Here is an 18,600-nt window from a genome sequence, read left to right on the forward strand (position 1 = left end):
GCTGGCCCATTCGATGTGGGGCAGATAGGGGGTGATGTCCGGGTTGTTGCGGATCACCAGGGTCTCGTGGTCTTGCCCCGGTGGGTGCTCAAACCAGTAGTTAGCACCGATCTCGGCCAGCAGCCGTTGCAGACACTGTAGGTTGGTCTCCTGGGCTTGCAGGAAGGGGCCATCGGGGGCCGGACCGGGCTCAAGGATTAGGTCGAGCTCCTGGGGCTGATAGCCCATGCTGGCGAGCAGGTGTTTCAGCACCTGTTCCCGGGTCTGGTCCATCATCAGGCGGGTGCGCGGTTGCAGGGTGCCCTGGTGCAGTTTGCTGGCCAGGCGGAGTTCGGCGCGGTCGTTGCCATCTGAAATCAGTTCCAGTTGCTGCACTTGCAGATGAAACCAGCGGCTGCGCCCGTCGATCAATTGCAGTTCGACCGAAGCGGGCAGATTCAACAGCTCGGTCCCCGGCAGTGGCAGCGGTGTTGGGCAGGTGACTGTGAGGTAACAGGGCCGGTTGAGCGCTTCGCGCCCGGTCAGGGCCAGGATGGGCAAGCGGTACCCGGCCAGGTGCAAATGGCCTGTCGTCTGTTGTGTTGCCATGTTCAGTATCCTTCTAAATTCAGCGTTTTGTACGAGTCACCCGCCACCTCCTTTGGTCACGTTAATTGTTGCTGACCGTACCGCCTTTAATCGCAATGGCGTCTGCTGTTATTTCTACCGCTGGTCCCGCCAGTGTCAGGTTACCGCTGCTGTCTATTTGCAGCGTGCCGTCGCTTTGCTTCAGGGTAATCGCCCCGGAACCCACGCCGTTCAGGGTAATATCCCGGGCGGCTTCTACAGTCAAACTGCCGTCCTGGACCTGAATCTGGTAATTACCGGCATCGACTTGCTCCGACAGGCCATCCCCTACTTGCCAGTGCATGCCAGCACCACTGGTGAGATTGATGTCGCCCTCACTGGACTGCCAGCGAATCGAGCCCGTTGCGCTGTACTCAATGTCTTTAGCCGATTCAACCCGGATACTGCCTTCCTGGGTTTGTAAGGACTGGTCGCCTTTCACATGAACATTGTGGTTGGCGCCAACGGTTGTGATTTGATCGGTACCGGACTCCAGCGTCATCGATTTGCCCGCGAACAGATAGGCATCACCTTCAAGGGTTTCAAATGTAACCTTGTGGTTATCTTTCTCGGCGTTCAATGTCAGGTGGTTTTTGGCTTCCGGCGTAGCCAGTTCGATGCGTTCCTGTTGCGGCGTGTCATCCAGCAGAAAACGATGCCCGGAGCGCGTTTGAATCAGGTTCTGTCGGGCGTTGGCATCGGTAACCGGATTGACCGCATTTCGGTTATAGAGCGCACCGACAATGAGGGGCCGATCCAAATCTCCGTTTTCAAAGTTGATATTAACTTCGGTACCCCTGGCTAACGGAAAATGCATACCGTGATCTTCGCCGCCCAAGGTTTGCATTAACCGGGTAGGAGGGCTGGCTGGACCGTCAGCTTCGCCGCGCTGGTCGAACGGTAAACGCACCCGGTACATGCCACGGTCATCCACTTCTTCTTCGATGCAACCGGTGAAGCTGGTAAATACCGGTGCGCGACGCTGATAGTCAGGTACGTAGGGAATGGCCACCGGAATGACCGTCAGCTTGCAGAGGTAGCCGTTGTCTTTACCGCCCAGTCCATTACCGGCGGCCGCACGCTGTGACCCGCTCTGATCAACACCCAGTATGCGGTAGCGCCCACTGTCGGTGGCGTGGTCTACCAGCTCCAGCAACATGCCTGGCTGCACCGCTCTCACCGTGGTATGCAGGCACAGTGTTTCCGCCTGCCAGGTATGCACGGCGGCCATGCGTTCGGCCAGCGCCTGTAACCGTTCAGCGTCCATTTCATTGGGTGCCCAGTGGTGGGCCTCTCCCTGCGCTGTGGCGACCGGCACTGTTACCGCTGCACTCAGGTCTGTGGTGCCCCAGGGGTCGGTGTCCGACAGTACGACATTGGCGGGTGACTGACGGAAGATCCGGCTCACCGCGCTGACGTGCTCGTCATCCTTGGCGGCACCGGCATTGGCGGCGAAACGCAGGGTGATGTCGGTCTCGGCATGCGGCAAGCGGGTAATGTCATCCGCCAGCTGAATGGTGGTTTCATTGTCGCCAGGCGACAGATGAATAAAGATCCCTTCCCGGGCCAGAATGCGAGTAACGAAGTCGAAATCGGATTCTTCGTACTGAATCATCATCGCCCGGGGCTCATCACGCTCACTCAAAACATCAACGGTAGACCAGGCACCCAGGCGCTCTTCCAGAATGTCACGCGCTACGCTGAGCGCACTGCGATCAACAAAAACCCGGTTATGCTGAGACCGTTTCAGTGGGGAAAGTACTGACGCCAGAGTGATGTTCAACCCGCTGTAGTCGCCGTTGCCATCGGCATTGGCGGTATCGATGATCAGGCCGTGCAAGGGAATCAGGCCGCTGGCCGACATGATCGACAGCGTTGCATGCTCACCCACCAGCTCATCGCTTGCGATGCGGTGTCGCAACAGCACCTTAACCTGAATGCGGTAGTCCTGGTGCAGGCTCCAATGCTCTATCTGCATCGACTCTACCAGACAGGTATCGTCGGGCAGGTCGGCCAGCTTGAAGAAGAACTGGCTTTCATCGGCCAGCCCAACTGATCGCATGGCCCGATTGATTCCGGCAATGGACAATGTCATGTGTCTCTCCTTGGTAATATCCAGGCGCTGACAAATAAGCTCAGGCGCTCTTCAATTCAGCATCGGGTTGGCGATCGAGAAAGATGAAGCTAAGCTGTTGCTGCTCATCCAAATCCAGTTGCAGGATGTCGGGCAAATCACCCTCAGCAAGGTAGTGCAGCAACTGGTTGGCAATGCCCGGCATCAGTTGCTGGTCTATAACGCGGTTGACCAGCCGTGCGCCGGAGTCACTGACGCGACACATGGAAACCAGCCGGTCCATGGCTTGCCGGTCACATCTGAGTTCAATGCGGTATTCAGTTTGCAAGCGCTCGGCCAGTTGGTCGAGCCGTTGCTGAATAATGCCCGCCAGTGCGGCTTCATCGAGCGCGGCAAAGGGCACAATTTGCATTCGGGCCACCAAGGCTGGGGCAAAGTGTGCGGTGATGGCTGGTTGCACCAGTGTGGCCAGCTCCTGAACGGTTGGGGGTGGCATCACCACCGGCTCTGCTGATTCTGGTTGAACAGAAGCTGCATCTGGCTCCTGCTCTTCTGCCATTTCCCCGGCAGAGCGTTCCTCGCTGTTAGCGGGCGGTTCTTCCGGGCTTTCCAGTGCGGCCGTACAACGCCATTGAATGTCGTCGGCCCCAAGGTTGGAGGTCATCAGTACAATGGTATTTTTAAAGTCGATTTCCCGGCCTTCGCCATCGCGCATGAAACCGCGGTCAAACACCTGGTAAAACAGGTTCATTACATCGACGTGAGCTTTTTCGACTTCATCCAGCAGCACAACGGAATACGGCTTCTGTCGGACGGCTTCGCTCAACACACCGCCCTTGCCATAGCCAACATAACCCGGAGGTGAGCCCTTCAACTGGGATACGGTGTGGGCTTCCTGGTATTCGCTCATGTTGATGGTGATCAGTGAGCGGTCACTACCGAACAAGTGGGCCGCGATTTGCCGGGCAGTTTCGGTTTTACCGACACCACTGGGGCCCGCCAGCAGGAATACACCCTGAGGCCCCTGCCCTGAACTCAGGCCTGCCTTGCTGGATCGCAGGGCCTGACCGATGACGGCCAGTGCACCGTCCTGTCCGACAAGGTGCTGGCCCAGTGCTCTTTCAAAGTTCAACAACGCATGCAGCTCATCGTTCACCATGCTGCCCACCGGTATGCCGGTCCAGTCAGCGATGACATCGGCAATGGCGGTGCCATTCACTTCGGGTTGAACCAGCGGCCGGCCCTGTTGCAGTTGGGCCAGGGTTTCGCGATGCACCCGGCTCTGTTCAAGCAAGACACCGACATCATCTTCTTTTTCAGCACCGCGCAAGGCATGACCGGCCGACTGAATATGCCGGACCAGCTCGGACTGAACGGCCCAGTCCTGTTCTGCCTCGCTTGCCTGTTCCAGGGAATTGGCAAGCTCGGATTTCAATTGCTCCAGCACGTCTGAGTTCACGACTAGCCCCTGGCGTTGCTCTGCATCCAGTGCGCGAAGCCGATCTTCAAGATACCCGATGCGCGACTGCAACCCTTCCAGCTGCTGGGGTTTCAGGCTTTGGCTCATGGTGACGCGAGCGCTCGCCGTGTCGATCAGGTCGATGGCTTTATCGGGCAGGAACCGCCCTGTGATATAGCGGTCTGAAAGAGTAACGGCAGCAGCAATGGCTTCGTCGGTAATCTGAACGCCATGATGGTCCTGATAGCGCTGCTTCAAGCCAGACAGCATGTGCATGGCAGCTTCCAGTGTCGGCTCTTCTACTTTTACCATCTGAAAGCGACGCTCCAGTGCCGGGTCGCGCTCGAAGTACTGTTTGTACTCACTCCAGGTCGTTGCCGCTATGGTGCGCAGTTCACCTCTGGCCAGCGCCGGTTTCAACAGGTTGGCTGCGTCGCTCATGCCGGCTTCGCCACCCGCGCCAATCAGCGTATGGGCTTCATCAATAAACAGCATGACCGGTGATTCGGCATCTCTTACTTCTTCAATAACGGCTTTCAGTCTTCGTTCAAACTCGCCTTTTACACCCGCCCCGGCTTGAAGCAAGCCCAGGTCGAGCACACAAATACGAATACCGATCAGGTGCTCGGGCACCTCACCGGCGACAACGCGTTGCGCCAGCCCTTCAACGATGGCGGTTTTACCAACGCCCGGCTCACCCACCAGGATAGGGTTGTTCTTACGGCGACGGCACAGAATATCGATCGCCATGCGAATTTCTTCGTGGCGGCCGCTGATCGGGTCCATCCCCCCTGCCCGTGCTTTCTCGGTCAGGTCTTCGGTGAATTGATCGAGCGCTGAAGGTCCGCCTGCACTGCCCGGTGCTGTGGCTCGGCTGGCCCCGGTTGCGCCAGCACCAAACCCCGTTGACGATTCACTGGACTCACGCGCCAGCTCAGCAAAATTCTGATGCACGGCATCAAACGAAATGGACTCCAGCGGCGCATAGCACTGATCGTGCTCCCACAGCCCGGACAGTTGGGCAAAGGCTTCCAATATGCCAGCCGAGTCGATGGATTCCGGCGTGTAATGTAAACTGCTCAGTACGAAGGCTTTCTCGAGCACTTCAAACAAGGCCAACGACAAGGCTGGCTTGCCTTCGTGATGCGTGCGCAGGCTATTGAGATGTTCAATGACGTTATGCCAGAGCGTATCCTGATCAACATTGAAAACCGACAGGATAACATCGAGGTGTCCCCGCTGACCTTCCTCAAGTAACTTGAGCAAAAAATGCTCGGGGCGAATTTCCCGGTGACCCCGACTGGCGGCAAAGCCTGCGGCGGCTTCCAGCGCCAGGCCACAATGAGGGGTTAGCTTGTCGACCAGTACTCGTAGTGTTCGATTGTCCATGCGATGTTCTCCCTACCTGCATTCGATCTCGAAGATTCAATTAATGACTAACGGGCCATTAGGCCACTTTTGATAATGGGTTGGATGGTTCCACACTGGCTTGCTTGTATTGCTGGCTGGTGAATACCAGCGTGCAATCGGTACTGACGGCCTCTCCCATTACCAGGGCTTGACCAAGCCGCACGGTAGAAGTCCCCAGCTGCATGGGTAACCGCTCACTGGCAGGAAGCCGAATGTGCACATCGTAACCAACGCCTGAGGGCAAATATTGATCGAGCAGATCATTCAGGCGTTGGCCGAGCTCACCGCCCGGGTTTAGGGCAGCGCCTTGCTCGGCATTGACTTCACCGGTCTGTACCCGAACATGCCGGCCCATAACACTCATGGTTTGCCCAAGCAGAGTGTCCCGACCCAGAGCCTGACTGCCATCGAGCGACATCACCTGGTCAACGCGTACTTGCGTCAGTACCTGGGTATCGATATCGAGTTCCGGCAGCGACAAAGCCGCTTGCAATACCGACTCAACCCCGGCGGCACTGCGGCACTTGGCCGCTAGCGCACCCGGCAGCCCGGAAGACAGTTGATGCCGGCGATGATAACCACCCAACAGAGCACTACTGGTGCGCTGCAAGAGATTCTGATCGCCGACTTGCTGTAGCAATTCAAACTTGCGCCACCCCTGATGCAGCAGCCAGTAAGCCTGGTTATTGAACACATCCAGAAACGCCTGAATTCTCTGCCCTGCATCATCCTGATGGGTCACATCTTCCAGGAAGTACTGGGGCAACGGCGCATCGACGCCGTAAAAACCAAAAAAGGTTGTTTCAATCTCTACACCATTGCCGGGCAGACGGCTGACGCGGCGCACATCCGAAGCGGGGAAGGAAAGCCAGTCTGACGGACGCAACCGCAACCAATCCGGACGGGCAACTGCGGCCGACTCGCCCCGGGCCGCCAATACTGCCTCCACCAACTGATGGAAGTGGAAGCGGGTAGCCTGCTCTACGAGCGTATTTACAGCGTTGCCCGTTGGCCCATGGTTGGGTTCCATGCCCACTCCTTATAGGTTGGCAAAGACACCAGTCGCGTCTCTACGTACTCGGTCATATTGGCAAAATTCGCAAAGAACTGGTGCAGCACGGTTCCAAACATGTACAGATCCGAACGCGAGCTGAATCCGGACTCATGCACCTCCAGCTGAATCGTCAGCCCCTGAAACAGAATACCCTGACGAATACGGTGCTCGACCCGGGTTGATACGCCTTCTATCGCGAGAATGCGGTTCTGGTTTTCTACCTGGTCGCTCCAGTCAAAGAGGCTCAATAAGGTTTTCAGATGCTCGGCATCACTGAGCTTCGACAGGTTCAGCGACATCATCGAAATCAGCTGCCACTGGAAATCGTGCATAGACGGTGGCGTAAGCATTGTTGAAGGCCGGCTGATGTTGGTTACCTTCAAGTCTTTCGAGGCCTCATGATGAAGACCATTGAGTTTGTGCAGGTCAAGGTACTGGCGCGGGTAGTTTTCATTGCTGGCGAGCACATCCACTGACAGCACCTCTTCAGCACCCGGCTTCACTCCAGTAACAGATACAAACGTACGCCGTCTTCCAGCGCCCGACTTTCGCGTGTGAGTGGCGTAAGTAGGTTCATCCCGATGTCGGTACCGCAACTCCTGAAGGGGCCGGAAATTACGAACCTGACCGGTTCTCGGGTTACGACCGGATACCGATTGAATGCAGTAAATATTTGCGCAATCGCGAAAACTGTGGTCAACCTTGAGTGGGTAGTCGGGCACGAGACCCGTCAACCGCACCGGTTCTGCTTCGCTGGCAAACAAGCTAATAGCCGGAACCGAGTTCAGTGCAAAGGTTTCGCGCTGTACATGGTGACCTGCCGGTAAGGTGACAGGCGAGTCTATCAACACAGTCAGCAGGCGCCCTTCTGCTGGCCAGTCAGCACTGTTGAAACCACCCAGATTGAGAAAGAGGTATTTTTCCCGGGCATTGAAATAGTCGTGCAGAATACTGAAGGCCACATGGCCTTTACCAAACGAGGGCAACAGACAGTCTTCAGGGTCCATCATGCCCGGGGTCATGACACTGTTGGACGCTACTGGCTGCGTATCCAGAGACAGCTGAACCCGGGTATCGGCATGCAGGCATACTTCATACAGTGCGTAGGCCAATGCGCGATCGCAATGCAGGTGCAACGGCAGGTTGGTAAAATTCAGATCAGCCCAGTCGAACACGCTTTGCTTGCGCAGGGTTAGTCGTAATTGGGTGCCCCCACCTACCCGGTCTAGAACCGAGACGCTCTCTATTTCTATTGGCTGCACAGTCACCGGCGCGGTGGTGGTGTATTCGCAGGTTACCGACTCCGGGCCAATGTTTCGGGCAAACACCCGAGTACCCCGGCCCAGTGTATGGGTTTGCTTGCATTGTGGTTCGGGCGTGACTTGCACCAGAGTATGAGAGGGAAAAGGGCGGCACAGCGACGGGTTCAACTGGTCGAGCAGGTTCTCGCTCAGTTCCGGTACGCCATCGTCAATGCGCTCACGGATCTGTGCGGTCAGAAACGCCATACCCTCCAGCAACCGCTCAACATAGGGGTCGCGGTCTTTTACGGCTTTCAGATTGAGCATGGCCGCTTGCTCCGGGTATGCTTCCGCAAACTCCTGGGCTGCGTCCTGAAGCAATCGCATTTCTGCTTCGAAGTACTCTTTCATGACATCCTACTCATATGCTGGCTTCCCTTGCGTTCTTCACAACCGAAACGTTCTGGCTTATGTTCAGCCGATGGCTTGCAGCACCTCGGCTTCTCCGGTGCTCTTGAAATAGGTTTTGAACCGTACCCGGTTACCACCCACGACCCAGCCGCTGATCTCCATTCTGACGACTGCAAACTGAATATCCCGAGGTAAGGGAGAAACCTGAACCTGACGCAAACGAGGCTCGTATTTTTCAATGATGCTTTTTACTGAAACAGCCATGTCGGCTTCTGAATAGGGAAGATCCTGATAGAACAAATTCAGATCTGGCAACCCATAGTCGGGTAGATGACTGAGAACACCCTGGCGCGCATTCAATAAACGCACAAGATGGTCGTGAATGCTCGCCAGCCGCTCGTCTTTACCCGGGTACTCAGCCAAAGGCTGACCGTTCAGGTGTTTGCCGTGCAGTGTTTCGTAGAGGGTGAACATTCAATACCACCTGCTTATTTCTTAAAACGGACAAAATCAGGGCATGCCTGGCATGCCCTGTTGCTAATTCGTCGCCTGGCATCTAGTTGCCAGGCAAGCGCATTGAGAGGTCGGTATTACCGGCCTTCAACCCACGAATCAGAGAATTCGATGTTACCATCGAGGTACGTCCAGGTGATTTTCTGGTAGCGAATCGCAACCTGTTCCAGGTGCGGGTAACGCTCTTTGTCCAGATCCTTGACGTTAGCCATGGTAGGACTGACGGACGTCATTTTTACACCTTCCAGCGTATGACGGAAATACTCAACTTCAGTACCGGTCTCGTCAATCTTGTACCAGCTCAGCGTCAGGCTTTGCAGGGTCTGACCGTTGCTGCACGCTTTGTACAGGTAGGGAGTGGCCGCATCATAAGCCTTAGTAATGACAAAAGGCTCGTGCTTGCGCGTTCCTGTCAGTTCACCGGTGTCGTCATCCGTTGGGATGCGCAACTGGTGATCGAAGGCCAGTACTTCAATGGACCCTTCACGGCCAGAAACATTAACCGAACCCTGAATGTCGTTACCCTGATCGTCTTTCAGCCACATGTAGGCAGGAATTGCCATGCATAATCTCCTTTTAACTAAAAATCCTATCAATATAGGGATGTACGGACATTGCGCGACGCGCAACGATTCTCCCACACCGACCAAAGCCGGTGCCCGCTGCTGGAGAATTCAGGGGGACGGTGCCTAAACACCTTGCAGGCAAAAGCCTCCATCCCTGTGCTCTTTGAAAACCATTCTTCAGAGCGGCCCCGGGGAATCGATAAGCCGCTAGCTGAAGAATGACAGCCTGGCAAGACAACCTTGTCTTGACCGACTGTTTTTACTGATTGACACGCTTCGAATTGTACCGGGTTCACAGTTTCAACCCGTTAGGTTCATCACAATTCAGGCATCTGCGAAACCAGTGATAATCGAACATCGACACCTTCAACCTGAAAGTGGGGTTGAACATACATGTTGACGGTGTAGTAACCGGGATTATCGGCCGCTTCTTTAACCGTCACCATGCCGTCTTTCAGTGGGTGAGTGGCCGCAAGTTCCGGTTCTGGGTTGTTCATCTTGGTCACCATCTTCTGCAACCAGGCGTTCAGTTCGTTCTCAAGGTCCTGGCGGGACTTGAGTGAGCCAATGCTTTCCCGCTGCAGCACCTTGAGGTACTGGGCAATACGCGACACCAGGAAGATGTAAGGCAACCGGGAGTTAATCCGCGAGTTCGCCGTCGCCTCCGGTGTATCGTACTCAACCGGTTTTTGGGTCGAGTTTGCCGAGAAGAAACAGGCGTAATCGCTGTTTTTGTAGTAGCTGAGTGGAATGAAACCATGGTCGGCGAATTCCAGCTCTTTGGTTTCAGAAATCAGCACTTCGGTCGGAATCTTCGATTCGGTACCGCGACCGGACTCATAGAAGTGGATGGGCAGCCCTTCCAGCTTGCCACCCGCTTCGGGGCCACGGATGTTGACAGTCCAGCCGTGCTTCTTAAAGCTGCGCACCATGTTGGAAGCGAACGCAAAAGCCGAGTTGCCCCAGCAGTACCGGTCATGCTGTTCACCCGAAACACCTTCGTTGTAATTAAAGGTACGGACCGGGTTTTCCTCGCCATAAGGCAGGCGCAGCAGGAAGCGGGGGAAAACCATACCGACATAACGCGAGTCTTCAGTTTCCCGGAACCCTTTCCAGCGAATGTATTCTGCCCTGTCCATGTAGCTGGAAACATCCTGGATTTTAGGTATTTCCTCGACGCTGTCTTTGCCGAAAAACTGCGGACCAATGGCGCTGATAAACGGGCAATGTGCCGCACTGGCCACTTTGGAAACTTCGGTCAGAAGCTCGACATCCGGTGCTGAACGGTCAAACTCGAAGTTGGCCACGACGGCTGAAATGGGCTCACCCCCGGGCGTATCGTACTCCTGGGTGTAGATATGATTGAAGAAGCCGGACTGGGTTGTATCCGGTGCCTCTTCGAAATCTTCGCGCAGGGTTTCCTTGTCGCAATCGAGCAGCTCGATGCGGGTGTTGCTTTTGAAATCGGTTCTATCTGTCAGGAACTTGAGGCCGCGCCAGGTTGACTCTACCTTTTGGAAGGTGGCGTGGTGCAGCACTTCATCGAGCTGACTGGAGATGGTTTCATCGATCTTTGCGATGTACTGATCAAGCAGGTTCTTGTCAATGCGCTCAATCTGTTCGCCCGCTTCCAGCGCTATTTCAAAAAACACTTTGAGTGCGGCGGTAATGCGCTGATTCGAGGCAACGTCGGCCATGCCTTTCGAATCCTGAAACAGATTGATATCAATCGGCTGGTCGACGGGTTTCATGTCAACCAGACTGCAAAGCCGGCTGTAGATGCTGCCGTCTTCCTGAACCGTTTCTGCGGTTTGAGTGGTGCTGTCCTGTACAGTCATGTGCTGCTCCTTATTCCTTGGCGTCGTCCGCGTCAGCGGTCTCTGCCTGTTGCTCGGCAATCAGGGACTTCAATTCATCTTTCAGGGAGGTCAAATCCGGCTGTGAGTTCAGAATGCGCTCAACTTCCTTGCGGAAAGAACTGTTGTCGAGCAAGTTGGACTTGAGGTCCTTCAACAAATTGCGCATCGACATCAACTGGCTCAGCTCGGGAATCTCAGCGGCAACCGTTTCCGGGTGGAACGACTTGAACGATTTTGCGGTGAGGGATACGTTGATTTCACTGCCGTCGTCCTTAATGCGGTTCGGCACCGAGTACTTCATCTCCGGCGCCAGATCAGACATCACTTGCTCCAGGTTAGACGAAGTAATGTTGACGCGTTCGCGCTCGCTCACATCACCTTCACCCTTGCCATTGCTGAAGTCGCCCATTACCAGCAGCTTCATTGGCAATTCTTTTTTGACACTGGCGCCTCCGGTCTCGAGGTCCAGCGCTATATTGACCCGCGCACGGGGTACTTCATTTTGAAAACTATCAGCCATGCTGTGTACTCCTTAGTCGTGAGGCGGGTCTGTCCCTTACCTCCTTGTTGAACATCCAATGGGTCTTCATTAGAACCACTCTGCCGCCTGAGCCAGATCAGTGGCGCACATTCTGGCGTGCAGCCTGTCGAGGGTCTCGTTCAGTTCTGTCTGCCGCTCACCCCCGGCACTGGCAAGCAGGTCTTTGGTAACCAGCCAGGCCTGACGCCAGATGGCCATGGCCAAATCTGGCATCAGCTTTGCCAAATGAAAGTCGTCGACGGCTTCAACCAGGGTGTCGAGTTGCGAACTGGCCAGAGCTGGTTCGGCGGATTCATGGCAAAGTTGTGCCTGGGCAAGGCGAATGCGCAAGCTAACAAGGTTCTCCCCCGTCAGTTGAGATCTGAGCCAGGCAAGGGCTGTCGCCAGCGAGCCTTCATCACGCTGTTTTCGCGCCTCGCCAAGAAAGTCCACGTCTGACGACCCACCCTGGCTATTCGAACTTGCTGCTGTGATCTGCTCAATCCAGGCCAGCGCTGCGCCCCCGGCAAAGGGCTCGCCATTTTCGTAGCTCAATTGTCTGAGCTTGGGCAAGCGTTCCATTAATTCGCGAACCTGAAACTCAATAACCGAGCGAGCGCTGCGAAACCCGGCTTTTTGCGCAGCCAGCGCAGACAAGCGCTGCAGCTCCATGCAAAAAAGGCCGCCGGGTTCCAGAAAGGCATCTTCTGCAGCTTCAAATGCCATGGCCCAATTTTCGCTGTCAATGGCGTGGGTAACTTTGTTTAAGCTGGCCTCACGCGGTGGCGGAATGCGAGTTTTGCCATTCTCGTTTGGGGGCAACGACAAGTCGGCCCATTTCACACTGCGCGCAAAAGCGGCCCGGCTGCCGTGTTTGGATTTTTCCCTGAAATAGCCCAACATCTGCTTTTGGAGTTGCAACAACTGAGCTTCCGATTGAACCGACCCGGCAGTATCGGGCGATTGCATTTCAGTGAAGGTTTGACTGGCCTCAGCCGACCCGGAACTTGTGCCTGCCGCAGGCACGGTTGCGGCCGTTGTCGTTGCCGCAGGTTTAGGCTGATTCTTACGCAACCAGTCGAACAGGTCGGGCCACCCGAACCCCTCGATGCCAGCCTCACCGGCCGCCGTGGCAAAAGATTCCCAGCTCTCTTTAGCCTCGACAAACAACGTTTCAGATGCCTTGCTGTCGTGCTTTTGCACAAAATGCAGAATACGGGGCTGCTGTAACCAGCCTATGGCAGACAGTCGTGCTTTCGGCTTTTGCGGGTAGCACTGCTCAGCATCCATCGCCAGCAACCCGGTTAACAGACGCACCCCCCATACCAGCCCTTCCAGGCCATACACTCGTCCGGCTCCCAAGATGAAGTATGAGGCAACGCGCAGGTCCTTGGCTTCACGGCTGAGGATGTCGGTAGACAGCGTCAGGATGCGCTCGTAATCAACATCCTGTTTCTTTTCAACTTCGGCCTTGAGCGAACTGAAACGTTCGCCATAGCGCGGGTCTGAACCCTCGGCTTCAGCTGGCAACGGAGCCAGACATTGGGTGAGCCAGGCATCCCAACTGTTCAGTCCTGAAATTACTATTGTCATTCCATCTGACTCCACCGTATTGCCACATCCAACAAACGTACATCGGCTTGGCCAACCAATTGCTCGGCCCAGTGCCTATGCAGTTGCCCGGTCGTCGACCAATCCGAGCCCGGCGCTGGTTTTATGGCCTGTTGCCAGTGTGAGCCTGCCAGCGGGCGGGCCAGTATCCACACTTTCCCGCCAGCGGGGTTCAGAGACCACAACACATCAGGCCGCCATAAACTGTCGCTACCCACTGGCGTGAGCACGTGCAACCAGAACACCAGGCTGACCGGGGCCATATCTTTCGGGCCCAACGGCAACTCCAGGTCCGTCATCGGCCGGTGCCGCCGGCTTCGATAGTTGTCTATCAGGTCTCGGCATCCAGCCAGCAGGCGTATTTGCAACACCGGGTCACCACCGACCAGGTGACTGAGCCAGCGTTGCAGGCTGATCTCCGACAAGTACGCCAGCGATGCCTTCATCAACTGTTTTCCGGCCGACATGTCGGCGCTGGCTGAAGCGTTCCTGAACCGGTCGAAGACACTCAGGTCTGGCAGTTGATCCGGCCAGGCGAGGTCCGCGTTGATCTTGCCAAACTGCATCCAGCTGCCAAAAAATAACGGCGCCGGCTTAAAGTACAATTCAGTATCCGACCACCGGCTAAAATACAAAAACGGATAACGCCGGCCATGGCTGTCCTCGCTGGGAAACACATAACCACTCATGCCCTGGCGGTCGTGCCCTCCTACCTGTAAAAAGCCAACCCCGGAACTGCTCTCCGTTTGAACAGTGGTGGCGTCTGCAGCCTGCTGTGCGGCCTGCAAAGACAACCAATCCTTCAAACTGGCATCGAGCGTTTGAACTTCTCTTGAGCCCGATGCCGAATGAACGTAGTCCGCCCGGTCTGGCAACTTACCCAGAAAACCCAGCGTCACCGGATCCGGGCGGACGGTTTCCGCTGGTTTTTCTGGCTTGAACCCAAACATCAGCCGGCCCGAAACAGCGAACGGGGCAGTGCCATCTGCCGGAACAGACTCGGGTTCAGCACACTGCCTTCGCGGTCGGCCCGCATCCGAAACCGAACCGATGTCGACCGGCTACCCTGGCCAAATTCCCAGTGCAATTCGAACTCGGTACCACGCAGGTGAGTCACCTCCGCTTCCTGAATTAACCGAACAAAGGCCCACTGACCATTAGCTTCAAAGCTGACCGGTGCAGAGCCATTGCCTGCCCGGGCAAGCACCCGGGCCTGGCTGTTGTTCTGCGACAGCGTCCAGTTGAACTCGCGCCATTCCTGCGGTTCATTCCGATACCGGTAGCCCGCCCCATTCACTTCTATCAAGGCTTCGGTAACCCCGGGTACCGGCATCGGATACAAGGCATAGCCCATACCCATTTCCGGCGACCCGGGCTTGAACAGGCCGCGCGACAAACGGTCGGCACCTACCAGTGCGTCAAAAAACTGTGGGTTAAACGTCAGGCCGCGATCCAGCCAGGTACGGCTGCGCCATTGGCCGTTGCTGCGTTGCAAATAGGACTCGAGTTCCTCGCTGACAAACAACCACAATTCACCCTGGCCCGGCTGAAGCAACAGCTGGACATCGTGCGGGGTGGCTTCTACTTCAGCCGAGGAAAACGGGAATCGCCCCTGCAGGTTATTGGCATACACCGAGTACACCCGGCTATCCCATTGCTGCTGAAGTGAGCGTGTTGCACTGGCTAACAGTGCCGACCAGGTCTGTTCGATGGGTGCGGTAAAGGAAGACTCGACCCAGGAGCGACTGCTGTCGGGCATCGCATCCAACAAGGCGTTAATTTCAATCCAGGCGGCGTAAAGCTGCTTGCCACTGGCGTTGCCAGACAGTAAATCGCTCGAATAAAGTTTGGCCTCACGGTCGATGTCGGCCGCTGCCAGCATGAACTCCATTTCCTCAGCCAGTGCCAGCATCTGTTCCCGGTAGGCGGGCCAGGCCGGGTTTGTCGACTTGCCGTTCTCGGCCATTACTACCGCCAGCAAGGGTTCTGCAGCCGACTTGAACGCAGGCAATAGAGGCACTGGTACCGGTTCTGCTGCTTCGCCATCACCGGTCAAGTCAGACACCAGTGCACTGGCAGCCTGGCCATTGCTGACCGCCGGGTCGGTAATTTGTAACTCCAGGGCAACCCGGTCGAACAACGCTGTCCAGGGTGCTTCATCACTGCCGAGCGCCTTGATCGCTTGCACCGCATCGGCCATAGACGCAGGCCTGGGCACCGTAACCGACTGAACAAACTGGGACCATTGCTCGGTATAGTCGGCAAAATAATGCGCACGGACGTCCGCACGCAGTTGACGCCACTGGCTGCTATCGGCGGTTTCCTCGTCGGTACCACTGTCCAGCCCCAGTACCCAGTCGCCCCGGGTAGCTGTCTCTGCCAGAGCGTCGATTTCATCGGCAATATAGGTTTCCCAGGCCGTACGGGAAAAGGCGCCCGGCACGCGATACTCTCCTTTTAAAACCCCCTGTACCGAAGGGTCCAGAACATCATTCAGGCCGGTAGACGCAAACCGGCTGTTGCCGGAAGCAACCAGACGGTCGTATATCACCTGGGCGTCGGCGTCGGTCACCAGGCGATCCTGTGCCTGGGCCACCCAGTCTTGAGAGCCAGACCAGGGATTAACGTGGCTCTCATCCATCTGGCTGAAGACGTCGACGAGGTATAGCTCGATCAGACTCTGCATGCTGCTTTGGCGTTGCTGGTAGCTCAACAGCAGCTCATGGTCGGCATAGCTTTCGTACCACAGCTTGCTCAGGTACGTTTTCAGAATGTCGAGGTCCTGACGATCGGTATGGCTGGTTAGCATCAGGTAACTGCGCAATGCTTCATAGTAACTTGGCTGCTCGGCAATTCGCGTTACCTGATCCAACTCTGGCCATGATGCTGAATAGGTTTCCAGTTGAGTGTGCAGCTCCGGGACGATACGGTCTTCAACGGTCTCAGTCAGTGTTGTCAGCAACAACTGCTGCATGGGTTCAGCGTGAGATTCCACCAGCGAGTAACGGCGCACGACCTGCAACGGGGAATAGGTCTGCATCTTTTCCAGTTGCTGATAATGCTCGTGCAAACCCACGAGTGCATCGAGCCGTTCATGGTCTGATGTGCTGGCATCGTGATAGCGTTCCAGTAACCGCTCTGCTTTGGATGCGTAGCCGGAAATCAGCATTTGGTTGCTGGTGTAGGTCCCAAACAGGCCAATACCCGTTAACGCAACAACGCCACTAATGACCATAAAGCAAACCGCCTTGACCGCCCGACTCCACCGTTGCCGCTTGCGATTCCCGCGCACCGCGTTCTGTAACGGGAAAATAACTTCGGTAAACAAATGGTCTATGAAGTAGCTTCGAGTCAGCTCTGACTGGCGTTTGACGGCAAAAGCCACCTTGGCAAACACGCTTTTGAAGGCGTTGGAGCGGCGCTCCAGCGCAACGCCTTCCTGGGTGCTGGAGGTAAAGTAGACGCCTGCGAACCAGGGAGATTCGTGATAGGGGTTGTCTTTAAACAGCAGAGACAACAGCTCCATCAGTTTTTCAGTCGCGCCAGAAAACTGATTCGGAAACTGATAAATGGCAACCTTGTCTTCGGGCTTTTGAGCCAGGTTAACTTTTTGCGTTCGTTGCTCCAGCAACCGGTGATACAACTGCGTTAGCCGGTCATGCAGTACCGCCAGGCCATTGGATGATTTGTCCTCGGTTTCATCCAGCAGGTAAACACCCCAGGGCTGTTTAATTTCCTGTTCACTGAGATCACTGAAAAAGGCCTCGAAGCCCTTTAACAAGTCGGACTTGGTGATGACGATGTAAATTGGAAAGGTGACACCCAGTTCGGAAATCAGTTCATGCAGGCGATTCTTAAGGTGTTTGACGTGCAGTTCGAGATCGGCTTTTTCAGACGTCAATATCTGATCCAGGGGCAGCGCCAGCATCAAGCCGTTAATGGGCATCTTGGAACGGTTTGCTTTAAGCACCCGCAGGAAAGACAGCCAATCGTCGTTGTCTTCATCGCTGGTGTAGCGGCCTGCGGTATCGATCAGAATCGCCTGGTCAGAGAACCACCAGTCACAATCGCGGGTGCCGCCAATACCCTGAACATGAAACCGCTGGTCGTCCTTCAACGGGAATTCCAGCCCGGACTGCGAAAACAGAGTGCTCTTGCCCGCCGCAGAAGGCCCAATCACCATATACCAAGGCAGCGCATAAAGTGCGCTGTTACCGCGGTATTTGGTCCCCAGATGAGAGCCTTTTAGCGCATCCAGAACATCGGAAATTTTACTTTGAATGGCGTCTGATGAACCACCGCTCATGGCGTCTAGCTGCTTTCTCAGCTTCCTGCCGCGCCGCCATTTGTACAAGGCTGTTACCAGCCAGATCAGCAGAAAAACCACCACCACAACGCCCATGGCGATGAATTTCAGGCGAGAGGAAGTCAGCCCAACGTGGTGCCCGGCGAACCAGATGATGACCAGTACCGCAACAAGACCCACAACCGCGCCGGAAGCCCGCGACAACAATACATCCTTGAATCGGAACAGAAGTCCCATTGCGCTAGCCATCGACCTGACCTCCATTCACAACCTGGGTGCTTGTCTGATACTGCAAGAGTCGGTCGGCGCTGCCTGACAATGCTGACTTCATCAATCCGCCATAGGTAAGAAAGAGAGCCACCAGCAATGCACCGCCTACCGCTGCCATGACCCAGTAAGGCTGATTCCCACCAATTCGGTAAACCAACTGACGCTCCGGTACCGCCTGATCGGCCAGTTCACGGTTTACCGGGCCGCGCAAATCATCCAGCTGAGCGCGAAATGTGGATATGTAGGCCTGCAACTGGTCGAACCCCTTAAGCGTGTAGCTGCCCTGATACCCAAACTGAAGGCAACTGAAATACAGCTCGGCGACGGCACGGTGTTCAGGTAACCCCCGACGCAGCTCATCAAGCCGGGCAAAAAAGCCTTCACCGGCATTGCTGTCGCCGAAATATTCCACGCAGAGGGGTTTGACCATCCAGTCGAACTTATGTGGCCAGCGGGAAGACATGACCCGTTCATCAACATAGGCGGCCATGCAATAACGCACATCACGGGTAACCGCACTTGGCCACTGATGTTCAAACGCTCGACGCTCCAGCTCGACAAACGCCTGCTCCAGATCTGCGCGCAAAGAGCTTTCGACCAGGTCGGCTTGTTCCGGCTGACGCAAGGGTTCAACAAGATTGAAAATGGGGGAACAGCTTTCTACCAGAACCGCTTCCATGTCGTGAGACCGGGTATCCAT

At 55.8% G+C, this 18,600-nt stretch carries 13 protein-coding genes; all 13 read right to left on the reverse strand.

Translation table 11 applies throughout. The features are described 5' to 3' along the window. Positions 1-588, reverse strand: a 588-nt coding sequence (locus ABJT94_RS01430) for a contractile injection system protein, VgrG/Pvc8 family (RefSeq protein ID WP_348475898.1), incomplete at its 3' end; no start/stop codon positions are given. A 61-nt stretch (positions 589-649) separates the two neighbouring features. Further along, a complete protein-coding gene (gene vgrG, locus ABJT94_RS01435) occupies positions 650-2,701 on the reverse strand; it encodes a type VI secretion system tip protein VgrG (RefSeq protein ID WP_348475899.1) in 2,052 nt (683 codons plus the stop codon). Positions 2,702-2,741: 40 nt separating this feature from the next. Next, positions 2,742-5,528, reverse strand: coding sequence for a type VI secretion system ATPase TssH (gene tssH, locus ABJT94_RS01440; RefSeq protein ID WP_348475900.1), 2,787 nt, complete (start codon positions 5,526-5,528; stop codon positions 2,742-2,744). A 58-nt stretch (positions 5,529-5,586) separates the two neighbouring features. Further along, complete coding sequence (tssG, locus tag ABJT94_RS01445; protein WP_348475901.1) at positions 5,587-6,579, reverse strand: type VI secretion system baseplate subunit TssG; 993 nt, start codon at positions 6,577-6,579, stop codon at positions 5,587-5,589. Beyond that, the gene (gene tssF / locus ABJT94_RS01450; RefSeq protein ID WP_348475902.1) at positions 6,543-8,255 is read right to left on the reverse strand and encodes a type VI secretion system baseplate subunit TssF; all 1,713 of its coding nucleotides are present in this window, start codon (positions 8,253-8,255) and stop codon (positions 6,543-6,545) included. The genes tssG and tssF overlap by 37 nt, the downstream gene beginning before the upstream one ends. Before the next feature lie 63 nt (positions 8,256-8,318). Then, entirely contained in the window at positions 8,319-8,729 is a 411-nt protein-coding gene (gene tssE / locus ABJT94_RS01455) for a type VI secretion system baseplate subunit TssE (RefSeq protein WP_348475903.1), read from the reverse strand. Positions 8,730-8,845: 116 nt separating this feature from the next. Next, positions 8,846-9,331: an Hcp family type VI secretion system effector gene (locus ABJT94_RS01460; RefSeq protein WP_127555885.1), complete on the reverse strand. Its 486-nt coding sequence runs from the start codon at positions 9,329-9,331 to the stop codon at positions 8,846-8,848. Positions 9,332-9,651: 320 nt separating this feature from the next. Further along, positions 9,652-11,172: a type VI secretion system contractile sheath large subunit gene (gene tssC / locus ABJT94_RS01465; protein WP_127555886.1), complete on the reverse strand. Its 1,521-nt coding sequence runs from the start codon at positions 11,170-11,172 to the stop codon at positions 9,652-9,654. 10 nt (positions 11,173-11,182) lie between these two features. After that, on the reverse strand, positions 11,183-11,713 hold the full coding sequence (gene tssB / locus ABJT94_RS01470) for a type VI secretion system contractile sheath small subunit (protein WP_348475904.1): 531 nt from the start codon (positions 11,711-11,713) through the stop codon (positions 11,183-11,185). A 69-nt stretch (positions 11,714-11,782) separates the two neighbouring features. Continuing rightward, complete coding sequence (locus ABJT94_RS01475) at positions 11,783-13,306, reverse strand: TssA family type VI secretion system protein (protein WP_348475905.1); 1,524 nt, start codon at positions 13,304-13,306, stop codon at positions 11,783-11,785. Continuing rightward, positions 13,303-14,274: a type VI secretion system-associated protein TagF gene (gene tagF, locus ABJT94_RS01480; protein ID WP_348475906.1), complete on the reverse strand. Its 972-nt coding sequence runs from the start codon at positions 14,272-14,274 to the stop codon at positions 13,303-13,305. Before tagF ends, ABJT94_RS01475 begins: the two co-directional genes overlap by 4 nt. Beyond that, a complete protein-coding gene (gene tssM, locus ABJT94_RS01485; RefSeq protein ID WP_348475907.1) occupies positions 14,274-17,879 on the reverse strand; it encodes a type VI secretion system membrane subunit TssM in 3,606 nt (1,201 codons plus the stop codon). Before tssM ends, tagF begins: the two co-directional genes overlap by 1 nt. Next, positions 17,872-18,600 (reverse strand): type IVB secretion system protein IcmH/DotU, encoded by a 729-nt coding sequence (gene icmH / locus ABJT94_RS01490; RefSeq protein ID WP_348475908.1) that lies wholly within the window; start codon positions 18,598-18,600, stop codon positions 17,872-17,874. The genes tssM and icmH overlap by 8 nt, the downstream gene beginning before the upstream one ends.

The organism is Saccharospirillum sp. (assembly GCF_039982735.1).
In the GTDB taxonomy this organism is placed as follows: domain Bacteria; phylum Pseudomonadota; class Gammaproteobacteria; order Pseudomonadales; family Natronospirillaceae; genus Saccharospirillum.

What these genes read in the sequence shown, in the direction of transcription:
- vgrG (WP_348475899.1), bottom strand. Translation starts at nt 2,701, where the DNA reads ATGACATTGTCCATTGCCGGAATCAATCGGGCCATGCGATCAGTTGGG.
- tssH (WP_348475900.1), bottom strand. Translation starts at nt 5,528, where the DNA reads ATGGACAATCGAACACTACGAGTACTGGTCGACAAGCTAACCCCTCAT.
- tssG (WP_348475901.1), bottom strand. Translation starts at nt 6,579, where the DNA reads ATGGAACCCAACCATGGGCCAACGGGCAACGCTGTAAATACGCTCGTA.
- tssF (WP_348475902.1), bottom strand. Translation starts at nt 8,255, where the DNA reads ATGAAAGAGTACTTCGAAGCAGAAATGCGATTGCTTCAGGACGCAGCC.
- tssE (WP_348475903.1), bottom strand. Translation starts at nt 8,729, where the DNA reads ATGTTCACCCTCTACGAAACACTGCACGGCAAACACCTGAACGGTCAG.
- ABJT94_RS01460 (WP_127555885.1), bottom strand. Translation starts at nt 9,331, where the DNA reads ATGGCAATTCCTGCCTACATGTGGCTGAAAGACGATCAGGGTAACGAC.
- tssC (WP_127555886.1), bottom strand. Translation starts at nt 11,172, where the DNA reads ATGACTGTACAGGACAGCACCACTCAAACCGCAGAAACGGTTCAGGAA.
- tssB (WP_348475904.1), bottom strand. Translation starts at nt 11,713, where the DNA reads ATGGCTGATAGTTTTCAAAATGAAGTACCCCGTGCGCGGGTCAATATA.
- ABJT94_RS01475 (WP_348475905.1), bottom strand. Translation starts at nt 13,306, where the DNA reads ATGACAATAGTAATTTCAGGACTGAACAGTTGGGATGCCTGGCTCACC.
- tagF (WP_348475906.1), bottom strand. Translation starts at nt 14,274, where the DNA reads ATGTTTGGGTTCAAGCCAGAAAAACCAGCGGAAACCGTCCGCCCGGAT.
- tssM (WP_348475907.1), bottom strand. Translation starts at nt 17,879, where the DNA reads ATGGCTAGCGCAATGGGACTTCTGTTCCGATTCAAGGATGTATTGTTG.
- icmH (WP_348475908.1), bottom strand. Translation starts at nt 18,600, where the DNA reads ATGGATACCCGGTCTCACGACATGGAAGCGGTTCTGGTAGAAAGCTGT.